Source organism: Hyphococcus sp. D3-15 (genome assembly GCF_055809375.1).
The window spans coordinates 3,317,738-3,333,363 of the sequence record NZ_CM147910.1 but is presented as its reverse complement, the minus strand read 5'-3'; the positions used below and the strand labels follow the sequence as shown (position 1 = coordinate 3,333,363).

Below are 15,626 nucleotides of genomic sequence, written 5' to 3'. Positions count from 1 at the left end.
TTCGGGTTATGATGCGCTCTGTCTTGCGATGACCGAAAAACTTCATTGACGCTTATGCCCCTGGACCTGCCTGTACCCTATTCCGCCAAGACTATACGCGAAACTTTCGCGCGCGTCAGGGGCGCGAGCGAGGCGCTAGCCCAGCCCTTGAGTCCTGAGGATTGCATGGTGCAGTCGATGGAGGCGGCGAGCCCTGTGAAATGGAACCTCGCCCATACCAGCTGGTTCTTTGAGACCTTCATTCTCGCTCCCCACGCCCCCGGATATGAGCCATTCGACCCACATTTCGGATTTCTCTTCAATTCCTACTACAATCAGGTCGGGGAGATGCATCCCCGTCCGTTTCGCGGCCTTGTCTCCCGTCCGACGCTGGAGACTGTCTATGCATATCGCAGGCATGTGAATGAGGCGTTGACGGCGTTTCTGGAAAAGGCGGACGAGGATGCGCTGGCGGCGGTCGCAGGGCTGATGGCGCTTGGTTGCGCTCATGAGGAGCAGCATCAGGAATTGCTGCTCACCGATTTGCAGCATGCAATGTCGTTCAATGCGCTGAAGCCCGCGATCTATGAAGAGGCGAGGGGCGTTGATGCGGTAAACGCTCCGTCGACGACTTGGCGCCGGATGGAAGGCGGCGTCTGCGACATCGGATGGGCGGGCGGTGATTTCGCCTTCGATAATGAAGGCCCGCGTCACAAGATTTATCTTCACCCTTTCGAATTGGCGAACAGGCCAGTGACGAATGGGGAGTTCATCGAATTCATGGAAGACGGCGGCTATGACACGCCTGATCACTGGCTTTCCGATGGTTGGGATATGGTCCGCGCCGAGCGCTGGCGCGCGCCGCTTTACTGGCGCAACATTGATGGCGAGTGGCGGCAATATTCATTATTCGGTGAAAAGAAAATTGATCCGCATGCCCCGGTTTGCCATGTGAGCCATTACGAAGCGGCCGCTTACGCCGCCTGGGCGGGGGCGCGATTGCCGACCGAGTATGAATGGGAGGCGGCGGCGTCGCTTTTCCCGGTTGAGGGGCGGTTTATGGAGCGCGGCGTCCCGCGTGCGCCGGCGCCCGCGCCGTTGCCGAGCGATGACAGCCTGTTGCAGCTTTTCGGCGATGTCTGGGAATGGACCGCCAGCGCCTATCTGCCCTATCCGGGATTCGCCGTCGCGGACGGCGCAGTCGGCGAATATAATGGCAAGTTCATGTCGGGTCAGATGGTGCTGAAAGGCGGATCCTGCGCGACGCCGGCCGGTCACATCCGTGCGTCCTATCGCAATTTTTTCCCGCCTTCTGCGCGCTGGCAGTATTCGGGTTTCCGTCTCGCAAAGGATATTAACTGATCTGGGTCATGGCGCGCAGCGGCCTAATCTTCTAAAATCACCTGAGAAAAAGGCGAGGAGACCGGATCATGAGCGCGCAGGAAAAAGGATTTCAAGGGATCGATAAGGCGCCGGGTTTCGACATACCCGATCCGTTGAGCCTGCCATCTTTGAAAGGCAAGGTCAGCGACGAGGAATGGCGCTTGCGCTGTGATTTGGCGGCGACCTATCGGCTAGCGGCGATCTATGGCTGGACCGACCTTATCTTCACGCATATTTCCGCGCGCTGCCCGGATGAAGGGGGCAAGCCGCGTTTCCTGCTCAACCCCTATGGCGTCCTTTATGATGAAATGACGGCGTCGGCCTTGCTGAAAGTGGATGTGGGCGGCCAGGTCGTCGGCGACACGCCGTATTTTTCAAATCCCGCGGGCTTCACCATTCACTCGGCGATCCACATGGCGCGCGATGACGCCCATGCGGTGATCCATGTGCACACGCCCTATGGCGTCGCCGTGTCAGCCCAACAGGACGGGCTGAAACGCTACACCCAATTCGCCATGGTTGTGCATGATGACATCGCCTATCACGGCTATGAGGGCATCGCGCTTGACCATGACGAACGCGAACGTCTGGTCGCGGATATGGGCGCCCATCATTTCATGATCCTGCGCAATCACGGCACGCTGACGGTCGGCGCCAATTGCGCGACGGCGTTCCTGCGCATGTATTTTCTTGAGCAGGCCTGCAAGTCGCAAATTCTCGCGCAGTCGGATCTAAAGCCGCCGCTGGAAGAAAGCGCGGAGATGAGCGCCAAGGTCATGATGCAGGGATCGCCCGCCTTTATTCCGGGCCTTGGCGACAATCTCGCCTGGCCCGGACTGTTGCGCCGGCTGAACCGGATCAATCCCGGCTACGACGTTTAACCTTCCGGCCGGGACCTATTTCAGCGTGTTGAGATAGGCGATGATGGCGGCGCGTTTTTCCGCGTCGCGCTGGCCGGCATAGGCCATGCGGTTGCCCCGCAGGAACATTTGCGGGTTTTCGATAAAGCTGCCGAGGGTCTCGTCATCCCAGACGATGCCCGACTCGCGCATTGCTTTTGAGTAGGCGAAGCCGTCACGGGTTCCCGCCGTGTGACCGACGACGCCGAACAGATTCGGGCCAACCCGATGGGCGTCCCCTTCTTTAACCGTGTGGCAGACAGCGCATTCGTTAAACAATTTGCGCCCGCGTTCTTCCGGGCTCACGGGAGCCTCAGCCACGGTGGCGGCCTCAGCGGGGGCTGCAGAAGAGGCCGCCGGGGCCGGCGCATTGGCGCTCTCTGCTTTTTCGCCGCAGGCGGTGAGAATGAGGGCGGCGGCGAAAATGAAGGGATATTTCATGGGGAGGCTCCGGAAAACTGACTGAGCCTCTATACCCCCTAGTCAGGCGGCGTCCAATCCGTTATCGAGACGCCCCGTGCCCCTATAGCTCAGCTGGTAGAGCAACTGATTTGTAATCAGTAGGTCGTTCGTTCGAATCGGACTGGGGGCACCATCCTTCCTTCAAATCCTTCAGGTCAGATTGTCGCGGCGTTCCGTTTTGCATGAGCGGAACCGAGGCGGACTTGCATGCGCTCCGATATGCGCCCGCAAAAGAAAAAAGGGCTGGCGCATGGCCAGCCCTCGAAAGATACAGAAGAGAAAAACCGTCGGCGTTTATTGTGTAAGAGCGCGCAGCATCCATGCGGTTTTCTCATGCGTCTGGATACGCACGGTCAAAAGGTCGGCGCTTGCGGCGTCGCCGGCTTCTTCCGCAGTCTCAAGGCCTTTGCGCGCGCGCTTGATCAGGATTTCATGATCCGCCAGGAGGCGGTTCACCATCGCGTCGGCTTTAGGCGGGGTAGTGTCGGCGTTATCGATTGCAGAAAGCTCCGCGAGTTGCTTGCCGCTGGTCGGCGCGAAAACGCCAAGCGCACGGACGCGTTCGGCGATCTCATCAAGCGCCGCCCACATTTCGCGATATTGTTCTTCGAACATGATGTGCAGCGTGTGGAATTGCGGCCCGGTCACATTCCAGTGGTAGGCGTGGGTTTTCATGTAAAGCGAGTAGGTGTCGGCGAGCGTTTCATTGAGGGCGACGGCGACTGCGTTACGCGCATTCTCTTCAATACCAATATCGATGCTCATCAAATCTCTCCTTTGTATAGCGGCTTCGATACACACATAGGAATGGCTGCGCGAACAATCAAATTGATTATATCAAAATGATTGTTCGGAATTATCGATGGAACACCGGCGCGGTCCGGGCTGTTGGCGCTCCTATTTCAAAGATGCCGTAAACCGCTGAATCCGGGTGCAGGCTTCGCGCATATCCTCAATCGAGGCTGCGTAGGAGACCCGGAAAAAGGGAGCGAGCCCAAATGCCGCGCCGAACACCGCCGAAACGCCCTCGGCCTGCAGCAATTCGGTGGTGAAATCCTGATCATTTGTGATTTTCACGCCGCCGGGCGTCGTTTTGCCGATCGTTCCCGCGCAGGACGGATAGACGTAAAATGCGCCTTCCGGTTTGGCGCAGGAAATGCCTTCCGCGTCATTCAGCATATCGACAACGAGATTTCTGCGCTCTTTGAACGCCGCATTGCGCTCGACCAGAAAGGACTGGTCGCCATTCAACGCGGCGACGCATGCATATTGCGAGATGGAGCACGGGTTCGAGGTTGATTGCGACATGACCTTCGACATCGCCTTGATCAGCGGCGCCGGTCCGCCCGCATAGCCAAGGCGCCAGCCGGTCATAGCATAGGCCTTGGAGGCGCCGTTGATTGTCAGCGTGCGGTCATAGAGCGCCGGCTCGACCTGCGCCGGGGTTGTGAACTGGAAGTCATCATAGACGATATGCTCATACATATCGTCGGACATGATCCAGACATGCGGATGACGCAGCAGCACATCCGTCAGCGCCTTGACCTCGTCGCGCGTATAGGCGGCGCCGGTCGGGTTGGACGGGGAGTTGAAGATGAACCATTTGGTGCGCGGGGTGATCGCCCGCTCAAGGTCTTCCGGCGTGAGTTTGAAATTGTTTTCCGCCGTTGCTTCGACGATGACAGGTTCGCCGCCGGCCAGATAAGTCATGTCCGGATAAGAGACCCAATAGGGCGCGGGGATGATGACTTCATCGCCCGGATTCAAGGTGGCGACCAGCGCGTTATAGAGCACGGCCTTGCCGCCCGGCGCGACGTTGATCTGGCTCGCCTCATAGCTGAGATCGTTGTCGCGTTTGAATTTCTGGATGATCGCCTGTTTCAACTCGGGAATGCCGTCAACAGCGGTGTATTTGGTCTTGCCCTCATGGATCGCCTTGATCGCGGCTTCCTTGACGAAGTCCGGCGTATCGAAATCCGGCTCGCCGGCGCCGAGGGAAATCACGTCCCGTCCAGCAGCCTTTAGGTCGCGGGCCATTTGCGTGGCGGCGAGCGTCGGTGATGGCTTGACGCGGGACAGGGCGGCGGAAGGTTCAAAGCTAGACATTTGGGATTCTTCTATACAGTTGCGGGGGCTCTTTACCCTTAACGCGGCGTGCGGCCAAACCCTTTTCGGTATTGCGGCGGATTTCTTGGGTGTTCCGCCATCAGCCCGGCTACGGACTGGATTAGTTTCGTTAACGATCTAAGGCGGCAGGTCGGCTTTCGGCGTTAACACCCCTGAATTTGGGCCATTTTTTGCAAATCTGTGGAAAAGCAGTTGAAGGGCTGAAAACACCCAACTTTTGGTTTGAGCAAGTCCCGCTTTGTGTTTTCATAGACCTGCGGGGGAACATGGGAGAGCCTATGATTGCGGAACTCCAGACCGCAATTTCAAAAGTTCCAAGCCGTAAGGCTCGGTTGAAAGGCCTGACACAGGTCGAAGCGGTCAAAATCAAAGTAGAGCGCGCGGCGCTCTTGTTCCGCGGAGCACCGGTCGCGGTGCTGGCAAGCGCGATGAATGCGATGATTACCGTCGCCGTCGCGTGGCGCGCGGTTGAACATCCTGTCCTGTTTGCCTGGGCGGGCGCGGTGATCGCGATTGCCGCATTACGGGGCGGCTTATGGCTGCGCTACCGGATGGGCGGCGTCGGCGCGCGCCATCTTTCCAATTTCGCCAGGCTCCATGTTTTCTTCATGGCGTTAAACGGCATGGTCTGGGGCGCGCTCGCGCCCATATTCGCCGTACACGGTGCAATCGATCATGCATTTCTTCCATTCGTTATCGCGGGCATGACGGCGGCGGCGATTGTATCAGCGGGCGCTTCCTGGCGCGCAGTGCTGGCGTTCAACATTCCTGCGCTGACGCCGCTGGCGGTGACTTATGCACTGGCGGCGAATGAAAGCGGTCTGTTGATTGCGATGGCGGTGGTGTTTTACGGCGTTTCCACCGGATATCTCGCCATGGTTACGCAACGGATGATCGACCGGTCGATCCTGTTGCATACGAAAAACGAAAAGCTGCTCACGGCGCTTCGCCGGCGCGTCGATGATGCGCATACGGCTGAGCAGCGGTTCCGCGCGCTGGTGGAGTCGTCGCTTGACGTCACGCTGATTTTTTCACCGCAAGGGCGCGTAACCTACGCCAGTCCGTCCGCTGAAAAAGCCTTCGCCACCCAGTCGGCCTTGTTGGTGGGGAAGACCACCAAGGAGATTGTTCATCCGGACGACATGCCCTTGTTCCGGGCGGTCGGTGAAAAAGCGCTGTCGCAGCTCGGCGAAGTTATGGCGCTTCCCCATATTTGCATGCGCGGCTGCGCCGATGGCGAATATATCGCGTTTAGCGGCCGGTTGACCAACATGCTCTATGTGCCGGGTGTCGAGGGGTTTGTCTTTGCCGGCGGAAAACTCTCGGAAAAGGCCGGGCGCCGCCACCATATCCACGCAGCGGAATAGGCTGTCCTTCCTGCTTGTCTCGCCGGGAATCATGGGCATTAGTGCCTTGGGCGCGCGCGCTATCTCCATCAGCGCCAACAGGTAATGAATGAGCATGCTCGCTGGCGTCAGGATTGTTGAATTTGAAGGCCTCGGCCCGGCGCCATTCTGCGGGATGCTGCTCGCTGATCTTGGGGCGGACGTGATCTTGATAGAGCGCAAGGGCGGCGCCGACGCCGGGCGCGCCGCGATCTACAAACGCGGCAAACGTTCGATAGCGCTTGACCTCAAAAACGACCAGGCGAGGCAGATCGCGCTCGACATCATCGCCAATTCCGATGCGCTGATCGAAGGGCTTCGCCCCGGCGTTATGGAGCGGCTTGGCCTCGGCCCGGACGATGCACGCGCGCGAAATGCGAAGCTGGTCTATGGGCGGCTCACCGGGTGGGGCCAAACCGGGCCGCTTGCGAATGCTGCAGGCCATGACCTCAATTATGCGTCCTTGTCGGGCGCTGCATGGTATGCGGGCGAGGAAGACGCCGCGCCGGTCCCGCCGCCGACGCTTGTCGGGGATGTGGGCGGTGGCGCTCTTTACCTTGCAATCGGCATTCTCGCCGGGATCATGCGCGCGCGCGAAAGCGGCGAGGGCGCGGTGGTCGATGCCGCCATCATTGACGGGGCGGCGCATATGATGAATTTGCTGTATTCCGTTCGCGCCGCAGGCGGTATGCCCGACGCGCGCGGGCAAAGCATGTTGGATGGCGCGCATTTTTACGGTTCCTATCGATGCGCCGATGGCGGATGGATCAGCATCGGTCCGCTTGAGCCGAAATTTTATGCGCAGTTGCTGGAGCGGTTAGGCCTGTCAGGCGACCCTGAATTCACTGCGCAATATGACAAGGCGAAATGGCCGGCCTTGAAGGCCCGGTTCGCGGAGATATTTAAAGCCAAATCAAGGGAGCAATGGTCGGCGCTGTTTGAAGGAACCGATGTTTGTTTTGCGCCGGTGCTGGCCCCGTCGGAGGCGGCGAACCATCCGCATATACGCTCGCGTGATATTTTGCGCGACATTGACGGCGTGTTGCAGGCCGCTGCTGCGCCGCGCTTTGACGGCGCCGCGCCCGCTGACCCCGGACCAATTCCTGTTGCTGGTCAGCATGCGGAAGAAATCCTCTCTGAAATCGGCGTCGATGATCGCCTGATCGCCCAGTGGCGCGATGCGGGGGTTCTCTAGCATGAAGAAACCCGCTGAGAAGACGAAAGCCAAAACTGCGAAAAGGCCAAAACAGCTTATCGGCTGGCGGGAATGGGCGGACCTGCCGGATTTCGACGTTAAGGGGGTCAATGCAAAAATTGACACGGGCGCCAAGTCATCGGCCATCCATGCCTTCCGGATACGCGAAACCATGCTGGACGGCGTTGAGCATGTGGAGTTTTACCTCCACCCGGTGCAAAGGCGGAAAAATCCTCAGGTGTTCTGCCGCGCCCCGATAGCCGGCCGCCGCACCATTCGCAGCTCAAATGGGCAGGAAGAGGAACGATATTATATCGAAACGCGTTTGCGTCTTGGTGGCCGGACGATCAAAATAGATTTGACATTGACGAACCGGGACGCCATGGGCTTTCGCCTCTTGCTGGGGCGGGATGCGCTACGCCGAAAATTCCTGGTCGATCCTGGCGCCTCTTATTTGCTCGACCGGCAAGACTGAAGGACAAAAATCATGAAACTTGCCTTGATGTGCCGCAATGCGGACCTCTATTCCCATAAGCGCATTGTCGAGGCCGCCGAAGCGCGCGGGCACGAAATCGACGTCGTTGACCATTTGCGGTGCTATATCAATATCACCTCGCATCGGCCCAGCGTGCGGTATCGCGGGGAAGATTTGCCGCTTTACGAAGCCGTCATCCCGCGCATTGGCGCGTCGGTTACGTTTTACGGCACTGCGGTGCTGCGCCAGTTCGAAATGATGGGCGTCTATCCGGTCAATGAGTCCGTCGCGATCAGCCGTTCGCGCGACAAATTGCGGTCGCTGCAATTGCTGGCGCGCAAAGGCATCGGTTTGCCGGTGACCGTTTTTGCGCACCGCACCAGCCAGGCGGACGAAATTCTCGATATGATCGGCGGCGCGCCGGTTATCATCAAGCTGCTCGAAGGCACGCAAGGCATCGGCGTTGTCCTAGGCGAAACCCAAAAAGCCGCTGAGTCGATCATTCAGGCGTTTGGCGGCGTGAACACCAACATTCTGGTGCAGGAATTCATCAAGGAAGCCGGCGGCGAGGATATCCGCTGCATCGTCCTGGGCGATAAAGTGGTCGCGACGATGAAGCGCAAGGGCAAGGAGGGGGATTTCCGCTCCAACATCCATCGCGGCGGGTCGGCCGAAAAGGTGAAGATCACGCCGCAAGAGCGCATGACGGCGGTCGGCGCCGCCAAAGCCATGGGCCTCAATTTTTGCGGCGTTGACATGCTGCGCTCCAATCACGGGCCGGTGGTTATGGAAGTCAATTCCTCGCCCGGTCTGGAAGGCATGGAGAAAGCCACGGGAATCGATGTCGCCGGGCAATTGATCGAGTTCATCGAGAAAAACGCCAAGCCCGGAAAAACAAAAACTCGCGGAAAAGGCTAATCCAAACCCGATATCGCCGCTCGTGGTTTGTCCGAAGCGTCACCCATATGGGTGAAACCGTGCGAATTCCATTGATTACCACCGGCGGACGCTTGCGTGCGTGCTTTCGTCATGATGCACTTCGGAAAAAATGAAGGAGAGGACCATGGAAAAAGTTGACGGCATTGGCGGGTTCTTTTTCCGCGCGAAAGACCCGGACGGCCTCGCGCAATGGTATGAAGACAATCTCGGCGTGACGATGGTGCCTGACGACTATGACAAGCCCGCATGGCGCACCAATGCCGGCACAACCGTGTTTGCGCCGTTCAAAGCTGACACCACCTATTTCGGCGATATGAGAAATCAGTGGATGTTGAATTTCCGCGTCCGTGATCTGGACGCCATGGCGAAACAATTGCGCGCCAATGGGACCGAGGTTGAGATCGATCCGGAAGAATATCCGAATGGCCGTTTCGCGCAGTTGTTCGACCCGGAGGGACATCCGATTCAGCTCTGGCAGCCGGGCGGGAAAGATCCCGGCTGAGCGACTTCACGGCATAACGCCCTAAGCGCTTAGTCGAACAGGCTGGAAACGGATTCTTCGTTGGCGATGCGCCGGATTGCTTCAGCAAGCAGCTTGGCGATCGAGACCTGCTCGATTTTCGGGCAGTCGGCCACGCCCTGACGCGCCTCGATCGAGTCGGTGATGATCAAGCGGGTCAGCGCGTCGGATTTCATCACACGCTGCTCGGCGTGATCGGAAAGCACGCCATGGGTGATGCAGGCGGTGACCGATTTCGCACCCTTGTCCATCAGCGCCTGCGCGGCGTTGCAAAGCGTGCCGCCGGAATCGACAATGTCGTCGAAGATCACGCAATGGCGGTCTTTGACCTCGCCGATGATATTCATGACTTCTGAAAGGCCCGGTCCCTCGCGACGTTTGTCGACAATGGCGAGCGGGCGGTCATCTAGGCGCTTGGCGAGCGCGCGTGCGCGCACCACGCCGCCGACATCCGGGGATACGACAGTGACCTGGCCGAGATCGCCATTATGCAATGCGCGAATACGAACTTCGAATTCCTTCACCGCGTATAGATTGTCGGTGGGAATGTCGAAGAAGCCCTGAATTTGCCCGGCATGGAGGTCAACCGTAAGAACGCGGTCGGCGCCTGCAGAGGTGATCAGATTTGCGACAAGCTTTGCAGAGATCGGCGTGCGCGGTCCGGCTTTGCGGTCCTGGCGGGCGTATCCAAAATAAGGAATGACTGCAGTGATGCGGCTTGCCGATGCGCGCGTCAGCGCGTCCATCGTAATCAACAGCTCCATCAGATTGTCATTGGCGGGATAGGAGGTCGACTGGATGACAAACACATCCTCGCCGCGGACATTCTCCTGAATTTCAACGAAGACTTCACCGTCTTTGAAGGTTTTGATTTCTGCTCTGGAAAGCGACGATGAAAGTTTGCGTGCGATTGCGTCGCTTAACCGTCGGTTGGAGTTGCCGGCGATTAGTTTCATGAAATCCGTCCTATAGGTGGCCCCCGCGCGGGCGTTTCATGACGGTTTCTTGAAGAATGCGCAACCCGGATTCGCGGCGATTCTCGATTCAATTCGCGCTGAGCGCAATCGCCGAGAGATTGCGGCCATAGTCAGCCTCGCCATTTCGGCGCATGGCGCGATAGCTGAAGAACCGGCCCGGCTGGTCAAGGGTGCACAAGCCGATATCGTCAAGCGTCGTGATTCCTGATTGCGCTAACCGCCAGCGTCCGAACGCAACCAGGTCGAGCTGGCGCTTTTCGTGGGTCTGGCCGGGACCGAAAAAGCGTTGTGCTTCCGGGTATTTGTTGGTGAATGTTTCCACGAGGTCGAGCCCGACTTCGAAATTCGGCTGGCGCAGGCAGGGGCCGACTGCGGCACGGATGCGTCCCGGATCGGCGCCGAGCTTTGTCATCGCGGCGACAGTGTTTTCCAGCACGCCAGCCAGCGCGCCGCGCCATCCGGCATGCGCCGCCCCGATGATCCGCGCTTGCGGGTCGGCGAACAGGAAGGGCATGCAATCCGCCGCCAGCACGCCGAGGGCGAGGCCGGGGATTTGGGTGACCATGCCGTCGACTTTTTCCGGACCCTGCGCCCAGGGCGCTTCAATCACGCGCACATCGGGGGAGTGAACCTGATAGCCTGACAGCAAGCGGTCCGGCTGGACGCCAAGCGCATCTGCGCAGCGGCGCCGGTTCTCGGCGACATTTTCCGGTGCATCGCCCGAGCCCGGCCCGGTATTGAGCGTCGCATAGGGTGCGGGGGAAACGCCGCCATCGCGGCTGAAAAACCCGTGCGAAATCCCCGGCAGATCAAGCAGCGGCGAAACCAGGTAAGGCGGAGAGTTTCGCTGCGCCGTCGTCATGTTTCAAAGCCCGCTGGTGCAGGAAGGTCGGGCGCTGCGAGGCAAAGCGCTTTGAAGATTTCGCCCATAGCGGCCGAGGAGGCGATTCGCGTTGCGCCGGATTGGATCTCTTTGGCCTTTTCCGGACTCTGGCCCCGGCACAGGGCTTCAACTCGCAGGGCGAGACCGAGCCGGTCAAGAAATTTGCCTTGGGGAACCGGGCCATGAGCGGCGACACCGGCTTCGATGGCGGCGCTCGCCAACAATTCGAAGTCCACATGGGCGGTCAGGTCGGCGCGGCCGGGCGAGGCGAGGGGCGGCCAGTATTTGTGGCGGCGAACAGCCTGAAGCGTGTCGCCAAATCCCCGCTGCATATGTCCGTAATCAATGATCAGCGCATAGCCGCCATGGGTCTTCAGTGTCGCGCAAATATCGGCGGTGAATTTTTTGGCTTCGAATGATATTTCAAAAATGTCGCCTTCCGACGTTTCATCAATATCGGGCAAATTATATTCTGGCGGCGGCGGCGTACGGCCGAGCTTAAAGGCGAGATGGTCGCCGGCCTCGTTGAGCCCGACCAGCCTTTCGCGCCAACCCGTTTTAATGCGTTCGAACTGGCGGATCGGCAGGCAGTCGAAAAATTCATTGGCGATAATGAGAGACGGCGCGGGCGGAATGTCTGCATATTCATCGGCCCAGAGCGGTTTGATCTCTGTCGCCTTTAGCCGCTTTTGTTGTTCAAGACGCAACCGCCCGGAGCTTTCGAGCAGCCAGACTTGCGCAGCTTTCGCAAAGGCCGGACGCAACCGCGCCGCGCGCAACACATCTTCCATCAGCACGCCGCGGCCCGGGCCAAGCTCGATCAGGTTAAAGCTCGCGGGCGCGCCCATCTGTTGCCACGCCTCGACCAGCCACATGCCGATCAGTTCGCCGAAAATCTGACTGATCTCGGGCGCGGTTGTGAAGTCGCCCTCAGCGCCGATTGGCGTTGCCTGCATGTAATAGCCTTCATGCGGATGGCCGAGCGCGTCGGTCATGAAGTCCGCAATCGTGATCGGCCCTTTCAGTTTGATGAGGTCGATCAGGCGTTCTTCCAGGGGCGTCGTTTCTGGCGCCTCGTCGTTCATGCTTCAGCCTTTTTCGTGGTTGGTTTTTTCGCCGCGCGCATTGTGCGCCAGACCAGCCACAATCCCAGCGCCAGCATTGGCAGGGACAGGACCATCCCCATGGTCAGGCCAAAGGGAAAATCAGGGAGCGTCGCAATGTCGTCTGGTTGGCGGAAATTCTCAACGATAATGCGCGAGATGGCATAGCCGGAGAGAAACAATCCAATCGTTGCGCCGGGACGTTTCAACAATCCGAATCTATGGGTCGCGATGCGCACAACGATAAAAAGCAGAACGCCTTCCAATGCGGCCTCATAGAGCTGGCTCGGATGACGGGCGAGGCCATCCGGATCGCTCGGGAACACCATCGACCAGGGGCCGTCCCATGGCCGCCCGTAAAGTTCAGCATTGATGAAATTGGCGATCCTTCCGAAGAAAAGTCCGATCGGCGCGGCGCAGGCGAACAGATCGCCCAGCGACAGGGCGTTCAGCTTGTGCTTGCGTGAAAAGAAAAAGCCGACAGCGGTCACGCCGATCAGCCCGCCATGGAAGGACATGCCGCCTTTCCACATCATTAGCAGCGGCGGCAATGGCAAAAAGCCGAGAACCTTTTCCCACGGCTCAAAAATCAAAGACGGTTCGTAAAAGAACACATAGCCGAGGCGACCGCCCGCCATGACCCCGATCGCGACCCAGAAAATCACATCATCGAGCAGCAGGCGTGTGATCGGGGCGCCATTCTTGTTCCAGATCGATGAATTCTTCAAAAGCCGGGACAGATACCACCAGCCGACGGTGAGCCCGCCAATATAGGCCAGCGAATACCATCGCAGCGGCAAAGGGCCGATCTGCAGCGCGACGGGGTCGATATTGGGGTAAGGAAGGCTCATTTCGGGCTCTGCGTGGCTGGCATGATTGTGCGTCTCAATAGCGCGCTTTGGCGCCCCTGTCGCCCTGCGCACATTGTTCCTATATTGGGGTCTTGAAGGAGCTTCATATGCAGACCCAGAACGCTATTTTCGATGAAATTGCAAAGCTGATGACCGAGGCCGCCGGCGCGGCGGACGGCGTCCGGCGTGAAGCGGAAACAGTGATGCGCAGCCGCCTGCAGCGCCTTCTGGCCGATATGGAAGTGGTCAGCCGCGAGGAGTTCGATGCGGTGAAGGAAATGGCCCGAATCGCCCGCGAAGAAAATGATGCGCTCAAAGCCCGCATCGAGGCGCTGGAAGAATCGTTAATTCCCCCAAGGCTTTGAGGAAAACCAACTAAATCGAGATCATTTCTCGGCGTCCCGAATCGCAGCGACATGCGGGTTGCAAGCGGCTGAATTTAGTCGCGCAAATCGGGAAAAGGGGCGCAGATGTCCATCGAGTTGATCCGCAAGCCAAAGCAAATCGCCAATCCGCTGAAAGCGCTTGAAGCTGCTGCGGCCGGACTTGAATTCGATATGGAGCGCGCGGGCGAACATGAACTCCATGTGATGTTGCCCGGCGTATGGCGCGATATCGGATTGTGGTTCACCTGGCGCCCGGAACTGGCGACATTGCAAATGGGCGCGCCGCTCGACCTGAAAGCGCCCGCAGGCCGCCTCGATGAGGCGAGCCGGCTGGTGGTGATGGTGAATGAGCGTCTATGGATCGGGCATTTCGATTTGTGGGCTGAAGATCATTCGATCGTTTATCGCAATGCCGCGTTGCTTACCGCAGAAGGCGGTCTCGACAGCATTCAGGGGGAGGCGTTGCTGCGGGCGGCAAGCGAGGCGGTGGATCGTTTTTATCCTGCTTTCAACTTTTTCATCTGGGGCGGCAAGAAGCCCGACGACGCATTGAAAGCATCTCTGTTTGAGACAGCGGGCAACGCTTGAGCGGACGCGTTTCCAACCGCGCATAAACGCGCTAGTCTGTCTGCATGACTGAAAAACCTTCTGTTGCATTGATCGGCGCGGGCGCCATGGGCGGCTCTTTGTTGAAAGGCTGGCTCGCCGCTGGCTCGATTTCTCCTTCGCGGTCGGCCATTTTCGATCCGTCACCAAGCGAAGATATGAAAGCGCTGTGCGGCGCTTCCAGCGTAGAATTGAATTCCGCCAGCGAGCAATTCGATGTCATGGTGGTCTCGGTAAAGCCGCAAATGGCTGACCTTGTGCTGCCAAAATACGCCTATCTGGCGAAGAACGCGCTTGCGATCTCGGTCATGGCCGGCAAAAGCATTGCGAGCATTTCAGCGGGACTGGGCGGCGCCGACCGGGTGGTGCGGGTGATGCCCAACCTTCCCGCCGCTATCGGCAAGGGCGTTTCAGGCCTTTTCGCGCCAGATGCGGTGTCCACCGAAGGCAGAGATCTCGCCGATACGCTGATGCAGGCGGTTGGCCAGACCGTCTGGGTGCGGACAGAACAGGAGATCGATTTCGTCACGGCGATTTCCGGGTCCGGCCCCGCCTATTATTTTCTGCTGACCGAAGCGCTGGCGGAAGCGGGCGCTGCGTTGGGGCTGGAAAAAGACGCCGCCGCCGCGCTGGCGCGCGCGACATTGGCGGGCTCCGGCGCAATGATGGATGCGGATGCGCGCGAGCCGAGCGCGATGCGCAAGGCGGTCACGTCGCCAGGCGGCACGACTGAAGCTGCGTTAAAGGTTTTCGATGGCGAAAGTGAAGCAATGCGAAAACTGGTCAACCAGGCTGTCGCCGCAGCGGCCAAACGCGCCGGCGAACTGACAAGCTAACCATATAGCCGCTTTGTGAAGTTGCGCCAGATCCATAGGGGCGTGATGAGAAAGACGACGCAGAACGCGCCGCCCACAAGCAACAGCCATAGCGGAATATGGATAAGTTCAAGCATCGTAATGAAAATGCCGCAAAGTAAAGGCGGGCAAAGAAATGCGAAAAAAATCGCAAAATTGAAAATCCATTTTTTGACCTGGAAATAGCGGGTCAAATTCAACTGCGCCCGATATTCATACCAGTACAGGTCCCCATGCGTGTCGACGGATTTTTCCTTGGTCCGCAAAAACCTGTCGATCCCGGCAATGGTGATCGCGTCATCAACCCAAAACAGAAATAGCGTCGCCGAGATTGTGGTCAGGACAACCATCATCGCGAAAATTATCGATGCGTTGTTGCTGACGGCGTCAAGCGTGTCTGTGCTCGCACCGACAACGCTGTAAATGCCTGACACCGATACGACGCCGACGCTGATCAGATTCATCCGCACGCATTCAAATTGTTGGCGGCTTCGGCGCAATCGCTCTTCGTTCAGAAGATCGATTTGCTTCATCAAAATATCGTTTTCCAGAGTCATGTATCGCCGCGAATTTGAATGGATGAGAAGGCATGGACGATGAGC

At 58.6% G+C, this 15,626-nt stretch carries 18 protein-coding genes and 1 tRNA gene; 11 read left to right on the top strand and 8 right to left on the bottom strand.

The window, feature by feature from the left end:
* Positions 1–54 precede the first annotated feature (54 nt).
* Positions 55–1,341, top strand: a complete 1,287-nt coding sequence (gene egtB, locus AC0L8G_RS16400; RefSeq protein WP_473388896.1) for an ergothioneine biosynthesis protein EgtB — start codon at positions 55–57, stop codon at positions 1,339–1,341.
* A gap of 68 nt (positions 1,342–1,409) precedes the next feature.
* Positions 1,410–2,243 (top strand): class II aldolase/adducin family protein, encoded by an 834-nt coding sequence (locus tag AC0L8G_RS16395; RefSeq protein ID WP_473385237.1) that lies wholly within the window; start codon positions 1,410–1,412, stop codon positions 2,241–2,243.
* A 15-nt stretch (positions 2,244–2,258) separates the two neighbouring features.
* On the opposite strand, the gene AC0L8G_RS16390 is transcribed toward AC0L8G_RS16395, so the two are convergent.
* Positions 2,259–2,702 (bottom strand): c-type cytochrome, encoded by a 444-nt coding sequence (locus AC0L8G_RS16390; RefSeq protein WP_473385236.1) that lies wholly within the window; start codon positions 2,700–2,702, stop codon positions 2,259–2,261.
* Between the two features lie 78 nt (positions 2,703–2,780).
* Between AC0L8G_RS16390 and AC0L8G_RS16385 the strand changes: the two genes are divergently transcribed.
* Positions 2,781–2,856: transfer RNA gene (locus AC0L8G_RS16385), tRNA-Thr, on the top strand.
* A gap of 161 nt (positions 2,857–3,017) precedes the next feature.
* Here the strand turns inward: AC0L8G_RS16385 and AC0L8G_RS16380 are convergent.
* Together AC0L8G_RS16380 and AC0L8G_RS16375 are read right to left on the bottom strand one after the other, a co-directional pair.
* A complete protein-coding gene (locus AC0L8G_RS16380; RefSeq protein WP_473385235.1) occupies positions 3,018–3,491 on the bottom strand; it encodes a Dps family protein in 474 nt (157 codons plus the stop codon).
* 129 nt (positions 3,492–3,620) lie between these two features.
* Positions 3,621–4,829: a pyridoxal phosphate-dependent aminotransferase gene (locus tag AC0L8G_RS16375; protein WP_473385234.1), complete on the bottom strand. Its 1,209-nt coding sequence runs from the start codon at positions 4,827–4,829 to the stop codon at positions 3,621–3,623.
* Positions 4,830–5,128: 299 nt separating this feature from the next.
* Here AC0L8G_RS16375 and AC0L8G_RS16370 point away from each other — a divergent pair, with 299 nt between their 5' ends.
* From AC0L8G_RS16370 to AC0L8G_RS16350, 5 genes are all read left to right on the top strand, one after another.
* Positions 5,129–6,217: a PAS domain S-box protein gene (locus AC0L8G_RS16370; protein WP_473385233.1), complete on the top strand. Its 1,089-nt coding sequence runs from the start codon at positions 5,129–5,131 to the stop codon at positions 6,215–6,217.
* An 88-nt stretch (positions 6,218–6,305) separates the two neighbouring features.
* Positions 6,306–7,430 (top strand): CaiB/BaiF CoA transferase family protein, encoded by a 1,125-nt coding sequence (locus AC0L8G_RS16365; RefSeq protein WP_473385232.1) that lies wholly within the window; start codon positions 6,306–6,308, stop codon positions 7,428–7,430.
* 1 nt (position 7,431) lies between these two features.
* Entirely contained in the window at positions 7,432–7,905 is a 474-nt protein-coding gene (locus AC0L8G_RS16360) for an ATP-dependent zinc protease family protein (protein WP_473385231.1), read from the top strand.
* A gap of 12 nt (positions 7,906–7,917) precedes the next feature.
* Positions 7,918–8,823 carry a 30S ribosomal protein S6--L-glutamate ligase gene (gene rimK / locus AC0L8G_RS16355; protein ID WP_473385230.1) on the top strand — a complete coding sequence of 302 codons (906 nt, stop codon included), beginning with the start codon at positions 7,918–7,920 and terminating at the stop codon, positions 8,821–8,823.
* A 145-nt stretch (positions 8,824–8,968) separates the two neighbouring features.
* Entirely contained in the window at positions 8,969–9,346 is a 378-nt protein-coding gene (locus AC0L8G_RS16350) for a VOC family protein (RefSeq protein WP_473385229.1), read from the top strand.
* Between the two features lie 29 nt (positions 9,347–9,375).
* On the opposite strand, the gene AC0L8G_RS16345 is transcribed toward AC0L8G_RS16350, so the two are convergent.
* The 4 genes from AC0L8G_RS16345 to lgt all read right to left on the bottom strand — a co-directional run bounded on the left by AC0L8G_RS16345 (position 9,376) and on the right by lgt (position 13,178).
* Entirely contained in the window at positions 9,376–10,320 is a 945-nt protein-coding gene (locus AC0L8G_RS16345; protein WP_473385228.1) for a ribose-phosphate pyrophosphokinase, read from the bottom strand.
* Positions 10,321–10,408: 88 nt separating this feature from the next.
* Positions 10,409–11,203 (bottom strand): peptidoglycan editing factor PgeF, encoded by a 795-nt coding sequence (pgeF, locus tag AC0L8G_RS16340; protein ID WP_473385227.1) that lies wholly within the window; start codon positions 11,201–11,203, stop codon positions 10,409–10,411.
* On the bottom strand, positions 11,200–12,309 hold the full coding sequence (locus AC0L8G_RS16335) for a class I SAM-dependent methyltransferase (protein ID WP_473385226.1): 1,110 nt from the start codon (positions 12,307–12,309) through the stop codon (positions 11,200–11,202). Before AC0L8G_RS16335 ends, pgeF begins: the two co-directional genes overlap by 4 nt.
* Positions 12,306–13,178 carry a prolipoprotein diacylglyceryl transferase gene (gene lgt, locus AC0L8G_RS16330; RefSeq protein ID WP_473385225.1) on the bottom strand — a complete coding sequence of 291 codons (873 nt, stop codon included), beginning with the start codon at positions 13,176–13,178 and terminating at the stop codon, positions 12,306–12,308. Before lgt ends, AC0L8G_RS16335 begins: the two co-directional genes overlap by 4 nt.
* Positions 13,179–13,285: 107 nt before the next feature.
* Between lgt and AC0L8G_RS16325 the strand changes: the two genes are divergently transcribed.
* From AC0L8G_RS16325 to proC, 3 genes are all read left to right on the top strand, one after another.
* Positions 13,286–13,543 (top strand): accessory factor UbiK family protein, encoded by a 258-nt coding sequence (locus tag AC0L8G_RS16325; RefSeq protein WP_473385224.1) that lies wholly within the window; start codon positions 13,286–13,288, stop codon positions 13,541–13,543.
* A gap of 105 nt (positions 13,544–13,648) precedes the next feature.
* The gene (locus tag AC0L8G_RS16320; protein WP_473385223.1) at positions 13,649–14,152 is read left to right on the top strand and encodes a type III secretion system chaperone family protein; all 504 of its coding nucleotides are present in this window, start codon (positions 13,649–13,651) and stop codon (positions 14,150–14,152) included.
* A gap of 44 nt (positions 14,153–14,196) precedes the next feature.
* The gene (gene proC, locus AC0L8G_RS16315; protein ID WP_473385222.1) at positions 14,197–15,006 is read left to right on the top strand and encodes a pyrroline-5-carboxylate reductase; all 810 of its coding nucleotides are present in this window, start codon (positions 14,197–14,199) and stop codon (positions 15,004–15,006) included.
* Here the strand turns inward: proC and AC0L8G_RS16310 are convergent.
* Positions 15,003–15,581 carry a hypothetical protein gene (locus AC0L8G_RS16310; protein ID WP_473385221.1) on the bottom strand — a complete coding sequence of 193 codons (579 nt, stop codon included), beginning with the start codon at positions 15,579–15,581 and terminating at the stop codon, positions 15,003–15,005. The genes proC and AC0L8G_RS16310 overlap by 4 nt on opposite strands.
* Positions 15,582–15,626: the final 45 nt, after the last annotated feature.

Bases quoted from the DNA above. Each gene is read 5' to 3' on its own strand.
- egtB (WP_473388896.1), top strand. From the start codon at position 55: ATGCCCCTGGACCTGCCTGTACCCTATTCCGCCAAGACTATACGCGAA.
- AC0L8G_RS16390 (WP_473385236.1), bottom strand. From the start codon at position 2,702: ATGAAATATCCCTTCATTTTCGCCGCCGCCCTCATTCTCACCGCCTGC.
- AC0L8G_RS16375 (WP_473385234.1), bottom strand. From the start codon at position 4,829: ATGTCTAGCTTTGAACCTTCCGCCGCCCTGTCCCGCGTCAAGCCATCA.
- AC0L8G_RS16360 (WP_473385231.1), top strand. From the start codon at position 7,432: ATGAAGAAACCCGCTGAGAAGACGAAAGCCAAAACTGCGAAAAGGCCA.
- proC (WP_473385222.1), top strand. From the start codon at position 14,197: ATGACTGAAAAACCTTCTGTTGCATTGATCGGCGCGGGCGCCATGGGC.
- AC0L8G_RS16395 (WP_473385237.1), top strand. From the start codon at position 1,410: ATGAGCGCGCAGGAAAAAGGATTTCAAGGGATCGATAAGGCGCCGGGT.
- pgeF (WP_473385227.1), bottom strand. From the start codon at position 11,203: ATGACGACGGCGCAGCGAAACTCTCCGCCTTACCTGGTTTCGCCGCTG.
- AC0L8G_RS16320 (WP_473385223.1), top strand. From the start codon at position 13,649: ATGTCCATCGAGTTGATCCGCAAGCCAAAGCAAATCGCCAATCCGCTG.
- AC0L8G_RS16325 (WP_473385224.1), top strand. From the start codon at position 13,286: ATGCAGACCCAGAACGCTATTTTCGATGAAATTGCAAAGCTGATGACC.
- AC0L8G_RS16345 (WP_473385228.1), bottom strand. From the start codon at position 10,320: ATGAAACTAATCGCCGGCAACTCCAACCGACGGTTAAGCGACGCAATC.
- AC0L8G_RS16310 (WP_473385221.1), bottom strand. From the start codon at position 15,581: ATGACTCTGGAAAACGATATTTTGATGAAGCAAATCGATCTTCTGAAC.
- AC0L8G_RS16350 (WP_473385229.1), top strand. From the start codon at position 8,969: ATGGAAAAAGTTGACGGCATTGGCGGGTTCTTTTTCCGCGCGAAAGAC.
- lgt (WP_473385225.1), bottom strand. From the start codon at position 13,178: ATGAGCCTTCCTTACCCCAATATCGACCCCGTCGCGCTGCAGATCGGC.
- AC0L8G_RS16370 (WP_473385233.1), top strand. From the start codon at position 5,129: ATGATTGCGGAACTCCAGACCGCAATTTCAAAAGTTCCAAGCCGTAAG.
- AC0L8G_RS16335 (WP_473385226.1), bottom strand. From the start codon at position 12,309: ATGAACGACGAGGCGCCAGAAACGACGCCCCTGGAAGAACGCCTGATC.
- AC0L8G_RS16365 (WP_473385232.1), top strand. From the start codon at position 6,306: ATGAGCATGCTCGCTGGCGTCAGGATTGTTGAATTTGAAGGCCTCGGC.
- rimK (WP_473385230.1), top strand. From the start codon at position 7,918: ATGAAACTTGCCTTGATGTGCCGCAATGCGGACCTCTATTCCCATAAG.